Here is a 16,145-nt window from a genome sequence, read left to right as displayed (position 1 = left end):
CCGGTATGTCGATCATCCCGCGAGGTTATCCGGCCGTCGGCCCCCGCCGCATGCGCCCGTGGGCGTACACCCACGGGCGCATGCGGCCGCACGATTGCCGCCCACGGCCCCATGACCGGACGCGGCCCTCCCGGCAGGGTTGTCCATGTGATCGAAGTCAATGAACTCACCAAGCGCTACGGCGGCAAGACCGTCGTCGACCAGCTGTCCTTCACCGTGCGGCCGGGCCAGGTCACCGGCTTCCTCGGCCCCAACGGAGCCGGCAAGTCCACCACCTTGAGGATGATCCTCGGCCTGGAGGCGCCCACCGGCGGCGCCGCCACCGTCAGCGGGGTCCCCTTCCGCAGCCACCCGCGCGGCCTGCGTCACGTCGGCGCCCTTCTCGACGCGGGCCAGGTCCACGGCGGACGCACCGCCGCGGCCCACCTGGCAGCCCTGGCCCGCAGCAACGGGATCTCCCGGCGCCGGGTGGAGGAGGTCCTGCACGAGGTGGGCCTCACCGCTGCGGCGAGGCGCCGCATCGGCGGCTTCTCCCTCGGTATGAAGCAGCGGCTGGGGATCGCCACCGCCCTGCTCGGCGACCCGCCGGTGCTGATGTTCGACGAGCCGGTCAACGGCATGGACCCGGAGGGTGTGCTCTGGATGCGCCGCCTCTTCCGGCGCCTCGCGGCCGAGGGCCGCACGGTCTTCCTCTCCAGCCACCTCATGTCGGAGATGGAGAACACCGCCGACCAGCTCGTCGTCATCGGCCGGGGCAAGCTCATCGCCGCCGAGTCGGTACGGGACTTCGCGGCCCGCAGCACCGGCCTCGGCGTGGTGGTGGGCACGCGGCAGGCGGCCGAGCTGACGGCGGTGCTGAGCGCGGCCGGCGCATCGGTCGAGCCGGAGGGATCGGCGGGCACCGAGAAACTCACCGTGACCGGACTGCCGACGGACCGGATCGCCGCGCTCGCCTTCGACAACGGGATCCTGCTCAACGAGCTGACCACCCGAACCGCCTCCCTGGAGGAGGCCTTCATGCAACTCACCGCCGACAGCGTCGAATACCAGGCAGGACAGCCCCGATGACCACACACGCCTCCGCCCTCGCGACCCCTTCGGCCACGCCCCTCGCCGAGCCGCCCGCCCGCTTCCGGGACCTGATCGCCGCCGAGTGGATCAAAATACGGTCCCTGCGCTCCACCCCGTGGGTCCTCGCACTCACCATCCTGTTCGTCCTCGGGTCGGCCGCCGCGGCCGCACTGGCCGACAAGGCCGCGGGCTCCGAACCCGGTGAGTTCCTGGTCTACGACGCCTACCCGTCGACCGGTTATCTGACGCTGATACTCGTCGCCGGCAGCATGGGCGCCCTCACCGTCGTGAGCGAGTACAGCAGCGGGCTGATCCGCACCACCACCGTGGCCGTCCCCTCCCGCGGTGCGGTGGTACTGGCCAAGGCGGTCGTCGTCGCCGCGCTGTGGACCGCGGTCGGCGCCGCCGCCTCCATCGGATCCTTCCTGGTCTCCCAGGCCGTCCTGGACGTCCACGACGCCGGCGTTCCCCTCACCCACTCCGATGTGCTCCGGCCGCTGGTGGCATCCGCGTTGCTGGCTCCGGTGTGCGCCCTGGTCGGTCTGGGCCTGGGCGTTCTGCTCCGGCATGCCGCCGGGACCATGCTCACCGGCGTCTTCACCCTGCTGATGCTGCCCACCATGTTCTCGGAGAGCAACCGCTGGTCGGCGGACGTCAAACACGCGATGGTTTCGGCCGCCTGGACCCGTCTGGTCCAGACGTGGGAGCCGGATCCCGGATCCCTGGGCTACACCGCCACGCTCCCTGGCGCCTGGATCGTATACGCCCTGTGGCCACTGGTCACAGTCACCCTCGCGGTGCTCGTCGTACGACACCGCGACGTGTGAGCGTGCCTGCGAGAGCCGCATATCTCGCCCCGGAGACACAGCCGACAACCTACGGAGTGTCCACGGCCATATTCGTCCACGCGGCGCGCAGCGCCTTCTTGTCCACCTTGCCGACCTTGGTCATCGGCAGCTGGTCGAGCAGCACCGTCTTGCGGGGGGTGTACAGGTCCCCCAACTCGGCGGTCACCGCGGCGCCGACCGCGTCCGGGTCGACATCCACGCCCTCGGCCGTGGCCAGGAAGATCTGTACCGCCTCCCCGTACTCCTCGTCCGGCACGCCCAGCGCCGCCGCGTTGCGCACGCCGGGCAGCGTGAGCAGGAAGTCCTCCAGGACCCGGGAGTAGACGTTGTCGCTGGTGCTGCCGGTGACGATGATGTCCTTGGCCCGGTCGACGAGATAGAGGTATCCCTCGGCGTCGAGGTAGCCCAGATCCCCGGTGCGCAGCCAGTCGCCGTGGAACGCCTCGGCGGTGCGCTGCGGGTCCTCGTAGTAGCCGAGCATCGCGGTCTTGCCCCGCACGCACACCTCGCCGACCTGCCCGGCGGGCAGTACCGCCGTACCGTCTTCGCCGCGGATCTCGATCCGGGTGTCGGAGATCGCGCGGCCGCAGCTGCGCCAGAGCTCGAGGCGGCGGGCCACCTGCACGGCGAAGTCCTCCGCGTCGAACGCGGCGATGCCGAGCGCCTCCGACTGCCCGTAGCCCTGGCTGATCACGGGTCCGAAGATCTCGACCACCTGCTGGAGCCGGCTGGGCGAGGAGGCCGCGCCGCCGACCACGATCCGCCGCAGCGCGGGGAGTGCCCCCGGCTCGCACTGCGGGTGGTCGAGCAGCGCGTACAGCATGGGCGGGACGAACATGGTGGCGGAGATCCGCTCCTCGCGCAGCACCTCCAAGGCCGCGCCCGCTTCGAACTCGGGCAGCACGACGAGAGCGCATCCCGTCACCAGCGCCTGAAGCGACGTGAGGTGGCCGCTGGCGTGCGTGAGCAGCGTGGAGACGAGCACCCGGTCCTTACGCGGGTCCATGGCCGGGAAGAAACCCGTAGAGGGACCGTTGCGCCCGTCGGTCGCCACGCCATCCGTCAGCACGTCGTACAGCCGGTGGCCGTGGGCTGCGAGCTTGGGGCGGCCCAAGGTGCCGCCGGTATACAAAACGGTGACGGCCTCGTCCGCAGCCGGGGCGGGCACGCCCTCGGGACGCGTCACGGGACACTCGTCCGCCACGGCCAGCAGATCCGTACACCGCTGCTCACACGGACCGACACTGAGCAGCAGCGGTGCATGGGCACTGCGGCCGGCCGCGTCAGCGGCGCGTGCCGCGAACACCGGATCGGTCACCACAACGCGTGCGTTCGACTGCTCGACCAGCGCGGCGAGTTCACCGGGCCCCGGCTCGGGCGGCAGGAACACCACGCGGCAGCCGATCAGATGCACGGCGAGCTGCACCAGGACGGAATCCACCCGGTTGGCCAGGAACAACCCCACACCATCACCGGGTACGAGCCCCTGCCGCCGCAACGCGTGCCCCAGACTGAACAGCCGCTGCCGGGCCTGACGGCGGGTCAGCCGCAGCTCACCCTGGACGAGCGCCTCGGCGTCGTCGTCCTGGTGCCAGTGCTCCAGGATGTGCTCCAGGTAGGTCCGCGATCCCGATGTTTCCTGCAAATTAACGATCATGAATACATGCAAGCACGCCACCCGGGGGCCGTAGCCTCACGGGGAACAACTTCAGCCATCGGCAACTGGAGCGCTATGTTCCGGTATGGGGCGGTTGCCAAGCCCGACCGGGAGGTCCCAGCCGGGTTGTGCGCCGGGTCCGGCATGCCCCTTCGTCGTGGGGCGCTCGCACGGTAGTGCAACACCGGGAAACGGCCCCGTAGTCGCACGCCCGTCAGTACCCTCTCCGTCGGGGGTGGTGCAGGTGCAGAAGGTGCACGTACGTATCACGGCGACCAGTGACCGTTTCGATGCCGATGACGCCAGGTGGCTCTCCCAAGTGGGCCTCCTCCTGGAGGAGTTGGGCAGGGAAGTCTCCTTGGAGACGCGGCACACGGCCGGTGAGCCGGGTGCGAAGAGCGGCGGGCTGCCGGACGTGGTCCTGACGATCGTCTCGGCGGCCGTCGGCGGGGTCGCGGCGGTCATCGGGACTTGGCTCAAGAACAGCCGTGACCGCGGCGTCCATCTCCAATGGGAAGAGAACGGCGACAAGGGCGAAGTGACGGTCACCACCAGGAACAGCGACAACGCCACCCTCCAGGCAACCGTGGAGCACTGGCTGCGCTCCAGATTCCATGGTGGCGAAGGGGAGGAACAACCGCCGCCGACGCCAGACGACCCGTCGACGGACGGCGATTCCGTTGGATGAGGCACCACCGCCGTACCGGGCCCTGCTCATCGGCAACGCCGACTTCCCGGACGAACCGGAGCTGGGCCCGTTGCGAGGCCCGGCGAACGACCTCAGAGAGCTGGGCGCCGCCCTCACCGACCCCGAGGTGGGACTGCCCTGGCAGGTGACGGAGCTACGCGACCGCACCAGCCAGGAAGTCGAGGAGGCGATATACGACTTCTTCGAAGGGGCTACGCGAGAGGAGCAGTTGCTCCTCTACTACAGCGGCCACGGCCAGCTCGACATGGACAACCGGCTCTTCCTGTGCACACGGGACACGACGCTCACACGGAGGGGGCTGCGTGCGGTGCGCCATTCCTACCTCACCGATCGGATGGACCACTGCCCCGCACGCGCGATCATCGTCGTCCTGGACTGCTGTTACAGCGGCAGAGCGGCCGACGCGAAGGGCCCCGACATGGCAGCCCCCTTCGCGGGCCGCGGCCGGTTCGTCATGAGCAGCTGCGAACCACACGGCGCCGCCAAGGACGCACTCAAGGACGGTGAGCCCAGTCCGTTCACCGGCCACCTCGTCGCGGCGCTGCGGCACGGAGCGTCGGGGCGCGGCGGCTATGTCACGGCCCGCCAGGTATGGCAGTACGTGGAGGACCAGTCGCGCGGTAGCGGGCAGCGGCCGTGCTGGAAGGCGGAGAGAGCGACCGGCGACGTACCACTGGCGCGGCGACCGGTGCCGGTCGAGCGGACGGTCGAGGCGGCCGGGCAGCCTCCGGGGGAAGCCTCCCTGGACACCTGCCCCGTGTTCGCGCCCGCCCGGGGGCCGAGCGGACAGCCTTCCATGGAATGCCACTTCACCGGGGTCATGCACGTGCTGCTGCCCGGCTCGCGGGGAACGTTGAGCGTGTACCGGGACGCACTCCTCGCGGCGGAGAGCGAAGGCGAGGTCCGGGGGTGGTGGTTCGCCGCCGGGCCGCTCGGATACCGCCGCAAGCGGGCACGGCTGACCGGTACGTCGACCCTGGATGGTGACGTGCGGTTCACCCTGCCGGACGGCGCCGGGACGGTCACCTGGCCGGCCGAGCAGCTCAACGCCTTCGAAGAGGCACGCGTGACCAGCAGCTGGCCCACCACACCGCGGCCGACCCAGACCGATGCCACCCACACCGTCCTCAAGGCCCACGACCGGGAATACCGCAGGCTCACGCGTACGCCCTGGATGCTGGCGGGATCGCTGGTCGTCTTCGCCGCGTCGGTGGTGATGGCCGTGCGGGTGATGACTCCTCACGTCCCCGACCAGGTACCCGCCTACCCGTTCTTCCTCGCCTTCCTGAGCGGGTTGTCCGTGATCATCTCCACCTCCCTGGTCTGGGTCCGCTCCCACCTCCAGCGGTTCCTCAAGCTCCCCGAGCTCCCCGTCCGCCGCATGCGGCTCAACACATACATCGAGCCTGCCTACACCTTCGTCTCCGATGTCGGGGTGCCCGTGACGGTTCCGGCGAAAGAGCGTACATACCTGTGGTCCGACGACTACCGGCTGGCGCTACCGTCGGGCTTCTTCAGCGGCACACCCAAACGCCCTTCGCACCTCCCCCCGGGTGCCCCGCTCCCGGTGGAGGTCATGGGCCTGCCCCACCCGGGACAATGGGTACTCGTCCGCACCCCACAGGGCACCCTCTGGCCGACCGGGCGGGTCAAACACTGCTACAGCTCCGAGATCGACCGGACCATCCGCCCACGGGCCGCGTCCGAGGAGCCCCCGCGCCAGGAGTAGCGGAACACGGCTGACGACCACCTGACACACTACGGGCGCGTTGCCCCTCCTCTTGCCGAGTCCCCCCGCACGGAGTGATGCACATGGGCGGTTTCCTGCGGTGCAACCTGTTCTACGGCGTCGATCACCAGCAGGTGTCGCTCCGCCGAACAACTGCGCCTGACCGCCGCCGAACTCCAGATGGCCGACGTACGCCAGCAAGTCACGCTCTCCCTGCACACCGACTTCGAGAACTACAGCATCTTCAAACCCGGCGACCACAACCTCCAAGCGCTCAGCACCATGCTCGACCAGGTCATCGCCTGGACCTCGGCTCTCGCCCCGCTACGGACGGCCCCAGCCGCAGCGAACTGACCCACGCGGCTGCACGCACCGGCGGCCCTCCACTCCACCACCCGACCAGCCCACACGAACAGACTCACGGACTCACCATGACCAGATCCCCTGCCGACCTGATGCGAGTCAACCTCCTGGAAGTGTTCAACGAACACGACCCGGATCGTCGGGCCGCGGTCATCGCCGAGGCCTACGCCGAAGACGTGGTGTGGCACGAACCGGACCGCATCAACCATGGACGTACGGAATTCGCGCGCCGCGCGGCGGAGTTGCTGGCCGAGAACCCGGACTGGGTCTTCCAACCCGCGGGCGCCGCGTCCGAGCTCGACGACATCGGCCACCTCGGCTTCCAGTGGGGCCCCTCCGACGGCCGACCCCCGTTGGTCAGCGGCATGGACATCGCCCGCAACAGGGACGGCGTGATCATCGAGCTCTACACGATCGTCGCGGGGGTCCGTCAGTCGTCCTAGGCCTGGATGCCCTGGTGGATGCCGCGCAGCCTGATAGTTTCATGTGGTCGACAATGAGCACATGGACGTCGCTGAGCTGCTCGAAGCAGCCTCCCTGCTGGTTCCGGAAGAGACCGCCACCGAGAATGACATCACGGTGCGGGACATCTGGGACTACCTCGTCCACGACGAGTGGGAGATCGCCCTGGGCTTGCTGGAGGAGCTCGGAGATGCTGGCTCTCCCCCTCTGGCGTTTTGGGAGAAGCTCGCCGAAGCGGCTGATCAGTTCCGGCTGGAGCGGAGCGCGGCCTGGTGCCATTGGCGGTGCTCCGAGATCCGCAACGGCGCGATCAGGGCGGAGCTGACGCTTCGTCCTGCCGCCGAAGCGCGACGCACGACGCCGATCTCCGGTGCCGGTGTTCTGCGGCCCATGTGGGACATCGGACACCTCTCACCCACCGGCGAACGTGCGGTCAGCATCGCCATGCTCTGGGTGGAGAACATGCCCACGCTGGAGCCCGGTGGGCGAGCCACGGTTCGTCTTCTGCCCCTGACTCCCTCCCACTGGACGCACGTTCAGCCCGGCCAGCACATCACCATGCACGAGGACAGCACCGTGGCCGGCACCGCAGTCGTCCTGGAGGTTTACAGCCCTGCCACCGCTTGTTAGCCGACATGATCGGTGCTCTCGCCTTCCAAGGCGGACTCCAGCACCCGCTTGATCAGCTGCTACAGCAGCCCGCGCACCACGGATTGTATGAGCCCGCAAGAGCTGTACTTGGATCCGTCGGTTGCCGGACCCCAAAGGTACCTGACGGCCACCGCCAGGTACCTTTGGGGTCCTTACGGAGCCAGGTGGGACTTCTCAGTGACCTTGAGCTGCGCGAGGAACCCGTGGAGGTCCTTGTCCGACCACTTCTCCACGAGCCTGCCGTTCTCGATGCGGTGAATCACCGTCGCTGTCATCGTGACCGACTTGCCCGTGGCGGGCATACCCGGCAGGTCCCCCTTGTGGACCCCTCGGGCCGTCAACCGGGTCACTACCTTGTCCCCTTCCGCGATCTGGTCCTCGATCTCGTGGGTTCCGGGCTTGGCTTCCCAGAACAGACGGAACGCCTGCTTGAGTCCCTCCCGGCCGGGCGCCAGGGAAGGAAGCGGTGGTGAATGGTCCTTGTAGTCCTCGGCCACCAGGACGTCCATCGCGTCCAGGTCACCGTCGTCAATCGCCTGGTAGAAGAGGCGTACCAGCCTCTTGTTGTCCTCAACGGACACGGGAGTCCTCCCTCAGCGATCACTGCCGCGTCAGAGCCGGAACCCGCACCGGCCCTGCGATGCCTCCCCCGCAACCAACGCATCGCTCCTGCTCGACCGCCAGCCCGACGCCGAGCACACCCGATTGGGCAAGCCGCCGCCTGGGCCGACTGGTCTTCAGAGGAAAGCCTGCCCGCAAGACACAAACGCCATGCGGACGGCGCCTCCGCCATCGTGCACGGGTCCAACGGCCGCTCCCCGCCCTCCAACAGGCTCCCCCATTACCGTAAAGCAGGCTTCCATTGGCACGAAAGAGCCCCCGTGCGGGTGGGAAAAACCGCGAACCCCTCAAGACGGTGCGCCGTCCTCGGCAGGATGGGGCCATGAACTACGGGCGTGAAGATGCAGGCGGGCAACGGCCCCTGGTCGTGCGGGTTCCGGTGGAACCGGTGGAGGCTGTCACGGAGGCGGACGCCGCGGATGCCGTACGGCGGGCGGGCAGCTTCGCGGTGCGCGGTCCCGTGTTCGGGGTGGCCGCGCAGGGCGCCGATGACGGGGCGCGGTGGCGGGTGGTGGTCGCGGTGAGCGCGGACAACCCGCAAGAGGCCCGCGACAGCCTCAACTCACTCCTGTGGTTCAAGGCGAAGGACGACGCCAAAGACCGGGCCGAGCGCCGCGGGATACTGGCAGCGGTGGCCCGGTTGGAGAGCGAACGCGTCGAGGAACTCACCGTGTTGGGGACCCGCTACCGCATCGTGCGGGCCGAGGAGTACGCCGGTGAGGGCAGCGGCGGCATCGAACTGCCCCGCCCCAGCGACCCGGAGCCCGCCGCGCCCGACTGGGATTCCACGACCCTGGCAGCGCGGATCGACGGCGGTCTGGTCCTGGACCCCGACGCGCCCCTCACCCCGGCCCAGGCCGCGGAAACCCTCGCCCTGCGCAGCCTGACGTACACCGGCAAACGCTTTCCCACCCCCGTACGCAACGACTCGCTCCGGGCCCGGGAAACCCACCCCGACGTCGTGCTGCTGCCCGCCACATACACCCTCGTCGAACGAAGCAGCACCGGCTGGACACCGGCCAGCTCCATGCACCCCACTCCGCATGAGGCGCGCAAGACACTGGAGTACACCCTCCTGCAGTTCGAGCCACACCGGCGCCGGCTCCTCCCCGACGTACACACCGACGCCCGCACCCTCCTTGCCTCCGGGGACTGCGACCCACACACCGCCGCACAGCTCGCTGCCTACGTCGCCGGCGCCGACCAACTCCGCGCCGCACCCGTCAACGAACTGGAAGTCCACGGCGTCGTCTATCGCATCGCCCGCACCCGCCGCATGCTCCGCTGGGGCCCCGACGGCCCCGAGACGCCGCGCCCCACCGACCCCACCGGCCAAGACCCCTGCGCCATCCACGTACCCCTCGATGAGGACGGCAACCTCATGCCCGCGCCCACCCCAGGGCCGGAGACGGACACGGACAACACCTGAACCAGTGGGGCTCGAAGTCACCTCGGTTCACTTCAGGGACCAGGAGCTCCCCCTCAGTCGGCTCCGCCCGTGAAGTCCAGTACCAGGTGGTCCTGGACCTGCCGATACCCCAGCCGCTGGTACAGCGCGTTGCTCGTCGCATTGGCCAGATCCGTGAACAGGACCACCTGCTCCGCTCCCCACTCCAGGGCCAGCCGCGTCGCGGCCACCGTGGCGACGGCCGCGAAGCCGCGGCCGCGCAGTGCGGGCGGGGTGTAGACCGGGCCGATACGGGACTGACCGGCCAGCACCGCGGAGGCGGCGGCGAGCGATACCGGACCCTCGTCCGTCTCCCACAGCACCATCTGCCCGGCCGCTGTGCGCCGCGCCGCGGCCGCCGCCGCGCCCAGGCCGGGCGGCAGCGCCACCTCCTCCAGGAACGCGATCATCCACGCGGTGACCACCGGCAGGTCCGCCTCGGTCGCCAGGCGGGCGCGGCCCACCACCGGTGCCGGGTCGGCGAGTTCGGCCAGCCGGAACAGCCGCTCCTGACGGTCCACTTGGTAGGGGCCCCAGGCCTCTCCGAAGGCACGGGCCGTGGCGCTGGCACCGTTCACCCCGACCAGCACCTCGCCGCGCAGCGCCCCGGCCAGCTCCCGGGCCGCGCCGTCCGGCATCGTGCCGAGCACCGGGGGCATCCCCGGGGTCTGGACGTACGCGCCGCCCACCACCGGGCCGGAACCGGTCCACCAGCCGAACCGGGCACCCGGCCAGTGCCCCTCGCGCGCCCCCTCGGTGATGGTGAGCAGCACCGTATTGCGGGCCGGGTCGGCGGCGAGGAAGGGGTGTGCGGCCGCCCGGAAGGCTTCGACGTCGTCCGTGAGATGCCAAGTCATGCTCGATCCTCGTACGGCGGCACACCCGGGCGCAGCTCATTTTCCGCAGCCGTAGGGTCGGCCCGTACGCCCGAACGGGCCCGGCGTAGATCCACGGCCACCTCACACGTACGCGGGCCTACCGTCAGCGCGTTTGAGGAACATACCGATGCAGGCCAACGCGGAATCGCGTGGCCTGCATCGATCAGCCGGGCAAGAGGGAATTCACCCCGACTGGGAATTCAGCTATCCGCAGGAGAGATATCGAGCCTGCGAAGGACGCGAGTTGGCGCGGTCCCCCCGGCACCTCACCGCTCGCCGGTTAAAGGATTTCGATGTCCTTGACCCGCGGGGGACGGTGCGGGAAGGTGATGTCCGTCCATCGATTGATGCGGACCGAGTCGCCGTTTACGTCGTAGTAGATGAGGTCGTTGTTGCCCGTCGAGATGCGGTCGACCCACCAACTGCCGAAGGACTTCCGACCCTTGTTGGCGTAGCAGTCCACGCTGGAGCGGTTGTCCAGGTGCGACCAGATCTTCAGGAAGTTCTCCCCGCCACGGCACTCGACGTGGTCGATGGCGAACGCGTTGCCCGTGGGCATGGCAACCGTGACCGCCGTGGTGGCTGCTAACGCCACGATCACGGAACGGGCAACTCTCTTCGTCTTTGAGATCACACGTTCTCCTTCATCCGATGCTCGAACGGGAAGGCCACGTCACGGCCGCACATATGAAGGCTCGTCAAAAACACCCCCGCTTGCCTCCGTGCAACCCTTCCGCGGTCTCGTCTCTCGGGCTTGCCCTACGAATATCACGCAAGGCAGCTGCACATGGCAATCATTCACTTCCCCCTGGGCCGGAATGCTCCCCCAAATGTCTTGATCGAGACTGTACTTGTTATCCAACGCCCATCTCAGGTATCCGTTGCCATTTCGTCGAGGAGACCGTCGACGGCCGCTTGCATATCCGCTACACCCCTTACTCCTTTTACATGCCATTCACCTCGCCGGCCAAGGGCTGAACGGGCAGGCGCGCAGGCACAATTGCCGTCCGGCAGCGCAACCACCGGCCCGCCGCCGAGTCACCCCCGCACTGTGCGGGCCCCGGAAACCGGACGCCGTGCGAGCGCGTCCTGATCTTGAGGATCGATAGGCTCGGTCGCTGTACTGCACGGACACGGGGGGGGAGAGAGCATGAGCCAGGCGCTCTATACGGAACGGTCGTGGAATCCGCTGGCGCGGACCGTCGAGCTGACGGAGGAAGGCCTGCGCCGCGGCGGCAAGGTCACACCGCTGAGCGAGCTCAACCTGCCGGCCATGGCCGAGGCGTTCCAGCGCGGCCACTGGCTCGGCGGTGGTGGCACGGAACGTCCGCTGGACCGGCTGACCGCAGGCAGCGGCGTCATCCCGGTCACGCGCGTCACCGGCACCACCACTCCCGTGAAAGTCCGCGAGGCAGCCGAATTCGCCCAACGGCTTGGGGAACTGGCGGTACGGCACTGCGGCGGGCCCGCGCAGCTGAACGCCCTGGCCGAGCGGGCGCGGGCGGAAGGCGTGCCGCTGTGGCTGGCCCGACGGTACGCCCACGGACCCGCCGGCCAGGTGTGCGTGGCGGTGGACCGCCGACTCGTACGCGTGGACGTGTGGGGGCCGGGCGCTCCACCCGTACGGATACGGGCGCCGCACGGCTTCCTGAGCAGCACCGGTGACCAGGCGCAGGGGCTTCGGATGACCGTCGGGGACGTACCGACCACGCTCGTCCTGAAGAAGAAGCTGCGCAAGTCCAGGAGTTACGCGCAGGCGCGGCTGCCCCAGGGCCTCTGGGAGCTGCGACGGGCGGACCGCACGAGCTCCTGGTTGCTGCGCGACGAGCAGCGGGTCGCCCTGATACAGCGACCGCCGCGCCGCCCCGACCTCGACCCCGGGACGGTGCTGCTGCCCCTGGCGCCCGTGCACTACGAGAGCCCGGACCCGCTGGACGCCGTCATGGCCCAGGCCTTCGCGGTCACCTTTGGTCTGGGTGACACCACGGGCACGGCCCGCTTCCGGCTCCAGCGTCCGCAGACCAGCGCCGGCGAGCCGATCGCCGCCGACGACTCCTGGGACCGCCCCTGGTTCAGCAACCTGGGCAGCGGCGGCGACGACAACGAACCAGGCGGCTCGGACGGCTGGGGATCCGACGGCGGAGACGGCGGAGACGGAGGCGGCGGGGACAGTGGCGGTGGAGACGGAGGCGGCGGGGACGGCGGTGGGGACTAGAGGTACAGGCGCGGTCGTTGAGAGCATGGCTGCGCTGCGGGTCACAGCTCCCTGAGGTGCCGGGCGACATCGTCCGCGTCGGGCAGGCCGAGCTCGCCGAAGATGCTCTCCGCGCGGCGGTAGTGCTCGCGGGCCCGGTCGGTGTCGCCGTGGGTCCGATGGGCGTGGCCGAGTTGGGTGAGGGCGCGGGCGAGGATGCCCGCGTCGCCTCGCGCTTCGGCGATGTCCCGTGCCCGTGCGGCGTGTTCGGCGGCTTCTGTGGGCCGTCCCGAGAGGTTGTGGGCCTCGGCGATCGCGCCGAGCAGGAGGCCCTCGCGGAAGCGGGAGCCCGTCTCACGCCACAGGCGCAGGCTCTCGTGCAGGTGGTCGAAGGCCTCGGGCATCCGCCCGGTCCGCAGACAGACCTGGCCGAGGTTGTGCAGCGCGTTGGCCTGACCCGCGATGTCCCCGGTCGCGCGGGTGACGGCGACGGCCTCGCGGCAGTGGGCCAGTGCCTCCTCGGTCCGGCCGGTGGCCAGCAGGGCCAGGCCGAGGAAGCCGAGCGCGTACGCCTCGATGCCGCGGCTGGACACGGCCCTGCCGTGGGTCAGTGCCTCGGTGAGGAGGGTGTGCGCGGTGGTGAAGTCGCGCAGGGCCAGTGCGCCTCCGCCTCGGGTGATCAGGACATGGGCCAGCAGCGTCCGGTCCCCGGCCGCGCGGCACAGCTCGATGGCGCGGTCCAGGTCCGGTGCGCCGAGCCGCATGGCGAAGCGGTGCTGCACGGAGCTGCCCAGCATGTACAGGGCGCGTGCTTCGGCGGTGCGGTGGCCGGCGGCGCGCGCGGCGTCGGCGAGGGTGCGGGCGGCGCGCTCGATGCCGTAGGGCTGCGCGCCGAGGCGGCCCAGCGGGTCCGCGGCCAGCAACAGGTCCGCGCAGACGGCCAGGGACAAGGAGGCGTCGCCCGCCGCCTGCTCGATGAGCCCCAGGAGCGACGTCTGCTCGTCGAGCAGCCAGGCGGTGGCCTGCTGCGGGCCGGTGAAGTTCAGGCCCCGGGAGGGCAGCGGGGCCGCGTTGCCGGGGAACACGTCGTCGGGCAGCGATACCCGGTGGGCGTCGAGGGCGGTGGCCAGGCAGAACTCCAGCAGCCGGGTGAGGGCTGCGGTCCGCTCGTCATCCGGCACTTCGGCACATGCGGTCTGCCGGGCGAACAGCCGGAGCAGGTCGTGGTAGCGGTAACGGCCGGGGGCGACCGACTCCAGCAGGCTCAGATCGACCAGCGCTTCACACAGCTCCTCTGCCTCCCGCTCCGGTCGAGCGAGCAGTGCCGCGGCGACGGGCACGCTCAGTTCGGGCGTCTCGGGAAGCGCAAGCAGCCGAAAAGCGCGGACGTGCTCGGCGTCCAGCAGGTCCATGCCGAGCCGGAAGGTCGTCTCCACGGCGGTGTCCTCGGCCCTGAACGCGCCCAGGCGGCGCCGCTCGTCCGCCAGCAGCGCGGCGATCTCGGCGAGCGTGTCATCCGGCCGCGCGACCAGCCGGGAGGCCACGATGCGGATGGCGAGCGGCAGATGGCCGCAGGCGTCGAGCACCTCGGCGGCGGCCTCCGGCTCGGCGGACACACTCTGTTCGCCGACGATACGGGTCAGCAGCTCCAGGGCCTCCGCCCGCGCCAGGGGCCGCAGGTCCACCAGGGTGGCCCCGGTCAGGCCCGCGAGCCGGGAGCGGCTGGTGATCAGCACCGCACTGCCGGGCGCACCAGGCAGCAGATCGCGCACCTGGGCCGGATCGCGGGCGTTGTCCAGCAAGACGAGCACCTGCCGGGTGGCGAGCAGGGAGCGGTAGAGGGCGGCCCGCTCCTCGGGCAGTGTCGGGAGGTGACCGGCGTGGACGCCGAGGGCGCACAGGAAGCGGCCCAGCACCTCCATGGGCTCCGCGGCCCGAGGGTCCGTGCCCCTCAGGTCCGTGTACAACTGCCCGTCCGGGAAACGGTGGCGCATCCGCCGGGCCACACGGACGGCCAGGGCGGTCTTGCCGATGCCGCCCATCCCGCTGATGGCGCTGAGAGCGACGATCCCACCCTTCTCCAGCGTGGCGCACAGCCGGTCGGCCTCGTCGTTCCGACCCGTAAAGTCAGCTATGTCCTGGGGCAGTTGAGCCGATCCACAGGACTGGTCCGGAGCCCGGAGCCGCGCCGCGTCGCCCGCCTGCCGCCCGGGTGCGGCGGTGAGGATCTTCTGCTGGAGCCGGTCCAGGCCGGGGCCCGGGCGGGTGCCCAGCTCCTCGGCGAGCACGCGGCGGACGTGCGCGTGGACGTCGAGTGCGTCCGCCCGCCGTCCGGCGTGGTGCAGCGCGGTCATCAGCAACTCGTGTACCCGCTCACGCCAGGGGTGTTCGGCGGCCAGCACCCGCAGCGGACCGACCGCGTTGTCGTGCCCGCCCACCACGATCTCGGCCTCCCAGCGGGCCTCGACCGCCGACAGTCGCAGCTCCTCCAGCCGGGCGCGCTGAGCCTCGGCGTACGGGCCGGGCACGCCGGCGAGCGGCATACCGCGCCACAGGTCCAACGCGGAGACGAACAGGGACCGTGCGTCTTCGGGCCGGTCGGCGGCCCAGGCCCGCCGCGCCTCGGCCGTACGGAGCTCGAAGACCGTCAAGTCGACGTCCTCCGGTGCGACGCGCAGGGTGTAGCCGTCACCCGTCGTCACCAACGTGCGCGCGGTGGCGCGGGGTGCCCGGCCGGGCTCCAGCAGCCGACGCAGGGTGGAGACCTGGGTGTGCAACGCCCCCAGCACGCCGGGCGGAGCCTCGTCGCCCCAGACCGCGGCGATCAGTTCCCGGGTGGACACGGGGGTACGCGCCCGTAGCAGCAGGGCCGCGAGCACCGCCTGCGTCTGGGGCGCGCCGACGCGCACCTCGGCCGACCCGTCGTATATGCGAAGGGGACCGAGAACGGTGAAGCGGCAGGCGGCGGTTCGCTCGGATTCGCCGCCCGAGGGGTGGCCGGGCGAGACGGTGGGGGGCATGGGGTGTCTCCGAAGGACGTGAGGACCGTTGGACGCGAGGACGGTTGGGCGAGGAGTCACCGGAGGGCGGGCCGCGCGTGATACCGGCTTCGCCGTGACGGGTTCGGCCCGCGAGGAGAGCAGACCGCTCCCGTCAGGAATGCGGCGGACAACGCCCGCTGTTGCGGAGAACCGAGCTCCAACTCCCTGTCGCCGCACCACGCGCGCCACCGACCGAGCAGCGCGCACCGCAGCGCGGTGTCCCCCGCAACCATCTCCCGCCCCACCCCACTTATGCCTTCCGGCGCGCCTGCTCTACGGCGTGCCAACCCCCTCTTCCCCTTGGGTGCTCGGCACGTCGTCCCCCGGCACGCGCCGATCCAGGCGCCGCCTATGGACAATCTGTCCTTTACCGTCGCCAGCTGCCATCGGATCACAACTCCCGTACGGACTGCCACCCCGCACCGCCTGGCCAAGACCGCAACCGGCGCCCTCGTCCCGCTGCCCCAGTCGCAC

Annotated in this window: 14 protein-coding genes; 9 read left to right on the top strand and 5 right to left on the bottom strand. The window is 70.3% G+C overall.

Going from position 1 to position 16,145, the window contains the following annotated elements; translation table 11 throughout:
- Positions 1-147 precede the first annotated feature (147 nt).
- Entirely contained in the window at positions 148-1,068 is a 921-nt protein-coding gene (locus IE252_RS17835) for an ATP-binding cassette domain-containing protein (RefSeq protein ID WP_190090419.1), read from the top strand.
- Positions 1,065-1,898 carry an ABC transporter permease gene (locus tag IE252_RS17830; protein WP_190090418.1) on the top strand — a complete coding sequence of 278 codons (834 nt, stop codon included), beginning with the start codon at positions 1,065-1,067 and terminating at the stop codon, positions 1,896-1,898. Before IE252_RS17835 ends, IE252_RS17830 begins: the two co-directional genes overlap by 4 nt.
- Before the next feature lie 49 nt (positions 1,899-1,947).
- On the opposite strand, the gene IE252_RS17825 is transcribed toward IE252_RS17830, so the two are convergent.
- Positions 1,948-3,576, bottom strand: a complete 1,629-nt coding sequence (locus IE252_RS17825; protein ID WP_190090417.1) for a class I adenylate-forming enzyme family protein — start codon at positions 3,574-3,576, stop codon at positions 1,948-1,950.
- Positions 3,577-3,829: 253 nt separating this feature from the next.
- Here IE252_RS17825 and IE252_RS17820 point away from each other — a divergent pair, with 253 nt between their 5' ends.
- The 5 genes from IE252_RS17820 to IE252_RS17800 all read left to right on the top strand — a co-directional run bounded on the left by IE252_RS17820 (position 3,830) and on the right by IE252_RS17800 (position 7,469).
- A complete protein-coding gene (locus tag IE252_RS17820) occupies positions 3,830-4,264 on the top strand; it encodes a hypothetical protein (RefSeq protein ID WP_190090416.1) in 435 nt (144 codons plus the stop codon).
- Entirely contained in the window at positions 4,257-6,014 is a 1,758-nt protein-coding gene (locus tag IE252_RS17815; protein WP_190090415.1) for a caspase family protein, read from the top strand. The genes IE252_RS17820 and IE252_RS17815 overlap by 8 nt, the downstream gene beginning before the upstream one ends.
- 180 nt (positions 6,015-6,194) lie before the next feature.
- Entirely contained in the window at positions 6,195-6,368 is a 174-nt protein-coding gene (locus IE252_RS17810; RefSeq protein ID WP_229848492.1) for a hypothetical protein, read from the top strand.
- 77 nt (positions 6,369-6,445) lie between these two features.
- The gene (locus IE252_RS17805; protein ID WP_190090414.1) at positions 6,446-6,820 is read left to right on the top strand and encodes a nuclear transport factor 2 family protein; all 375 of its coding nucleotides are present in this window, start codon (positions 6,446-6,448) and stop codon (positions 6,818-6,820) included.
- A 61-nt stretch (positions 6,821-6,881) separates the two neighbouring features.
- A complete protein-coding gene (locus IE252_RS17800) occupies positions 6,882-7,469 on the top strand; it encodes a hypothetical protein (RefSeq protein ID WP_190090413.1) in 588 nt (195 codons plus the stop codon).
- A 173-nt stretch (positions 7,470-7,642) separates the two neighbouring features.
- Here the strand turns inward: IE252_RS17800 and IE252_RS17795 are convergent, their stop codons facing one another.
- Positions 7,643-8,071: an ester cyclase gene (locus IE252_RS17795; RefSeq protein ID WP_190090412.1), complete on the bottom strand. Its 429-nt coding sequence runs from the start codon at positions 8,069-8,071 to the stop codon at positions 7,643-7,645.
- Positions 8,072-8,499: 428 nt separating this feature from the next.
- On the opposite strand from IE252_RS17795, the gene IE252_RS17790 reads away from it, so the two are divergent.
- On the top strand, positions 8,500-9,540 hold the full coding sequence (locus tag IE252_RS17790) for a DUF5954 family protein (protein WP_229848490.1): 1,041 nt from the start codon (positions 8,500-8,502) through the stop codon (positions 9,538-9,540).
- Between the two features lie 53 nt (positions 9,541-9,593).
- Here the strand turns inward: IE252_RS17790 and IE252_RS17785 are convergent, their stop codons facing one another.
- Both IE252_RS17785 and IE252_RS17780 read right to left on the bottom strand, forming a co-directional pair.
- Positions 9,594-10,415 carry a GNAT family N-acetyltransferase gene (locus IE252_RS17785; RefSeq protein ID WP_190090410.1) on the bottom strand — a complete coding sequence of 274 codons (822 nt, stop codon included), beginning with the start codon at positions 10,413-10,415 and terminating at the stop codon, positions 9,594-9,596.
- A 301-nt stretch (positions 10,416-10,716) separates the two neighbouring features.
- The gene (locus IE252_RS17780) at positions 10,717-11,070 is read right to left on the bottom strand and encodes a beta/gamma crystallin domain-containing protein (RefSeq protein WP_190090409.1); all 354 of its coding nucleotides are present in this window, start codon (positions 11,068-11,070) and stop codon (positions 10,717-10,719) included.
- Positions 11,071-11,586: 516 nt separating this feature from the next.
- Here IE252_RS17780 and IE252_RS17775 point away from each other — a divergent pair.
- On the top strand, positions 11,587-12,651 hold the full coding sequence (locus tag IE252_RS17775) for a hypothetical protein (RefSeq protein ID WP_190090408.1): 1,065 nt from the start codon (positions 11,587-11,589) through the stop codon (positions 12,649-12,651).
- 41 nt (positions 12,652-12,692) lie between these two features.
- Here the strand turns inward: IE252_RS17775 and IE252_RS17770 are convergent, their stop codons facing one another.
- Entirely contained in the window at positions 12,693-15,650 is a 2,958-nt protein-coding gene (locus tag IE252_RS17770) for an AfsR/SARP family transcriptional regulator (protein ID WP_190090407.1), read from the bottom strand.
- Positions 15,651-16,145: the final 495 nt, after the last annotated feature.

The organism is Streptomyces melanogenes (assembly GCF_014649795.1).
Taxonomy (GTDB): Bacteria; Actinomycetota; Actinomycetes; order Streptomycetales; family Streptomycetaceae; genus Streptomyces; species Streptomyces noboritoensis.
Note: the sequence above shows the minus strand (reverse complement) of the source record. Positions and strands in the feature narration are given on the sequence as shown.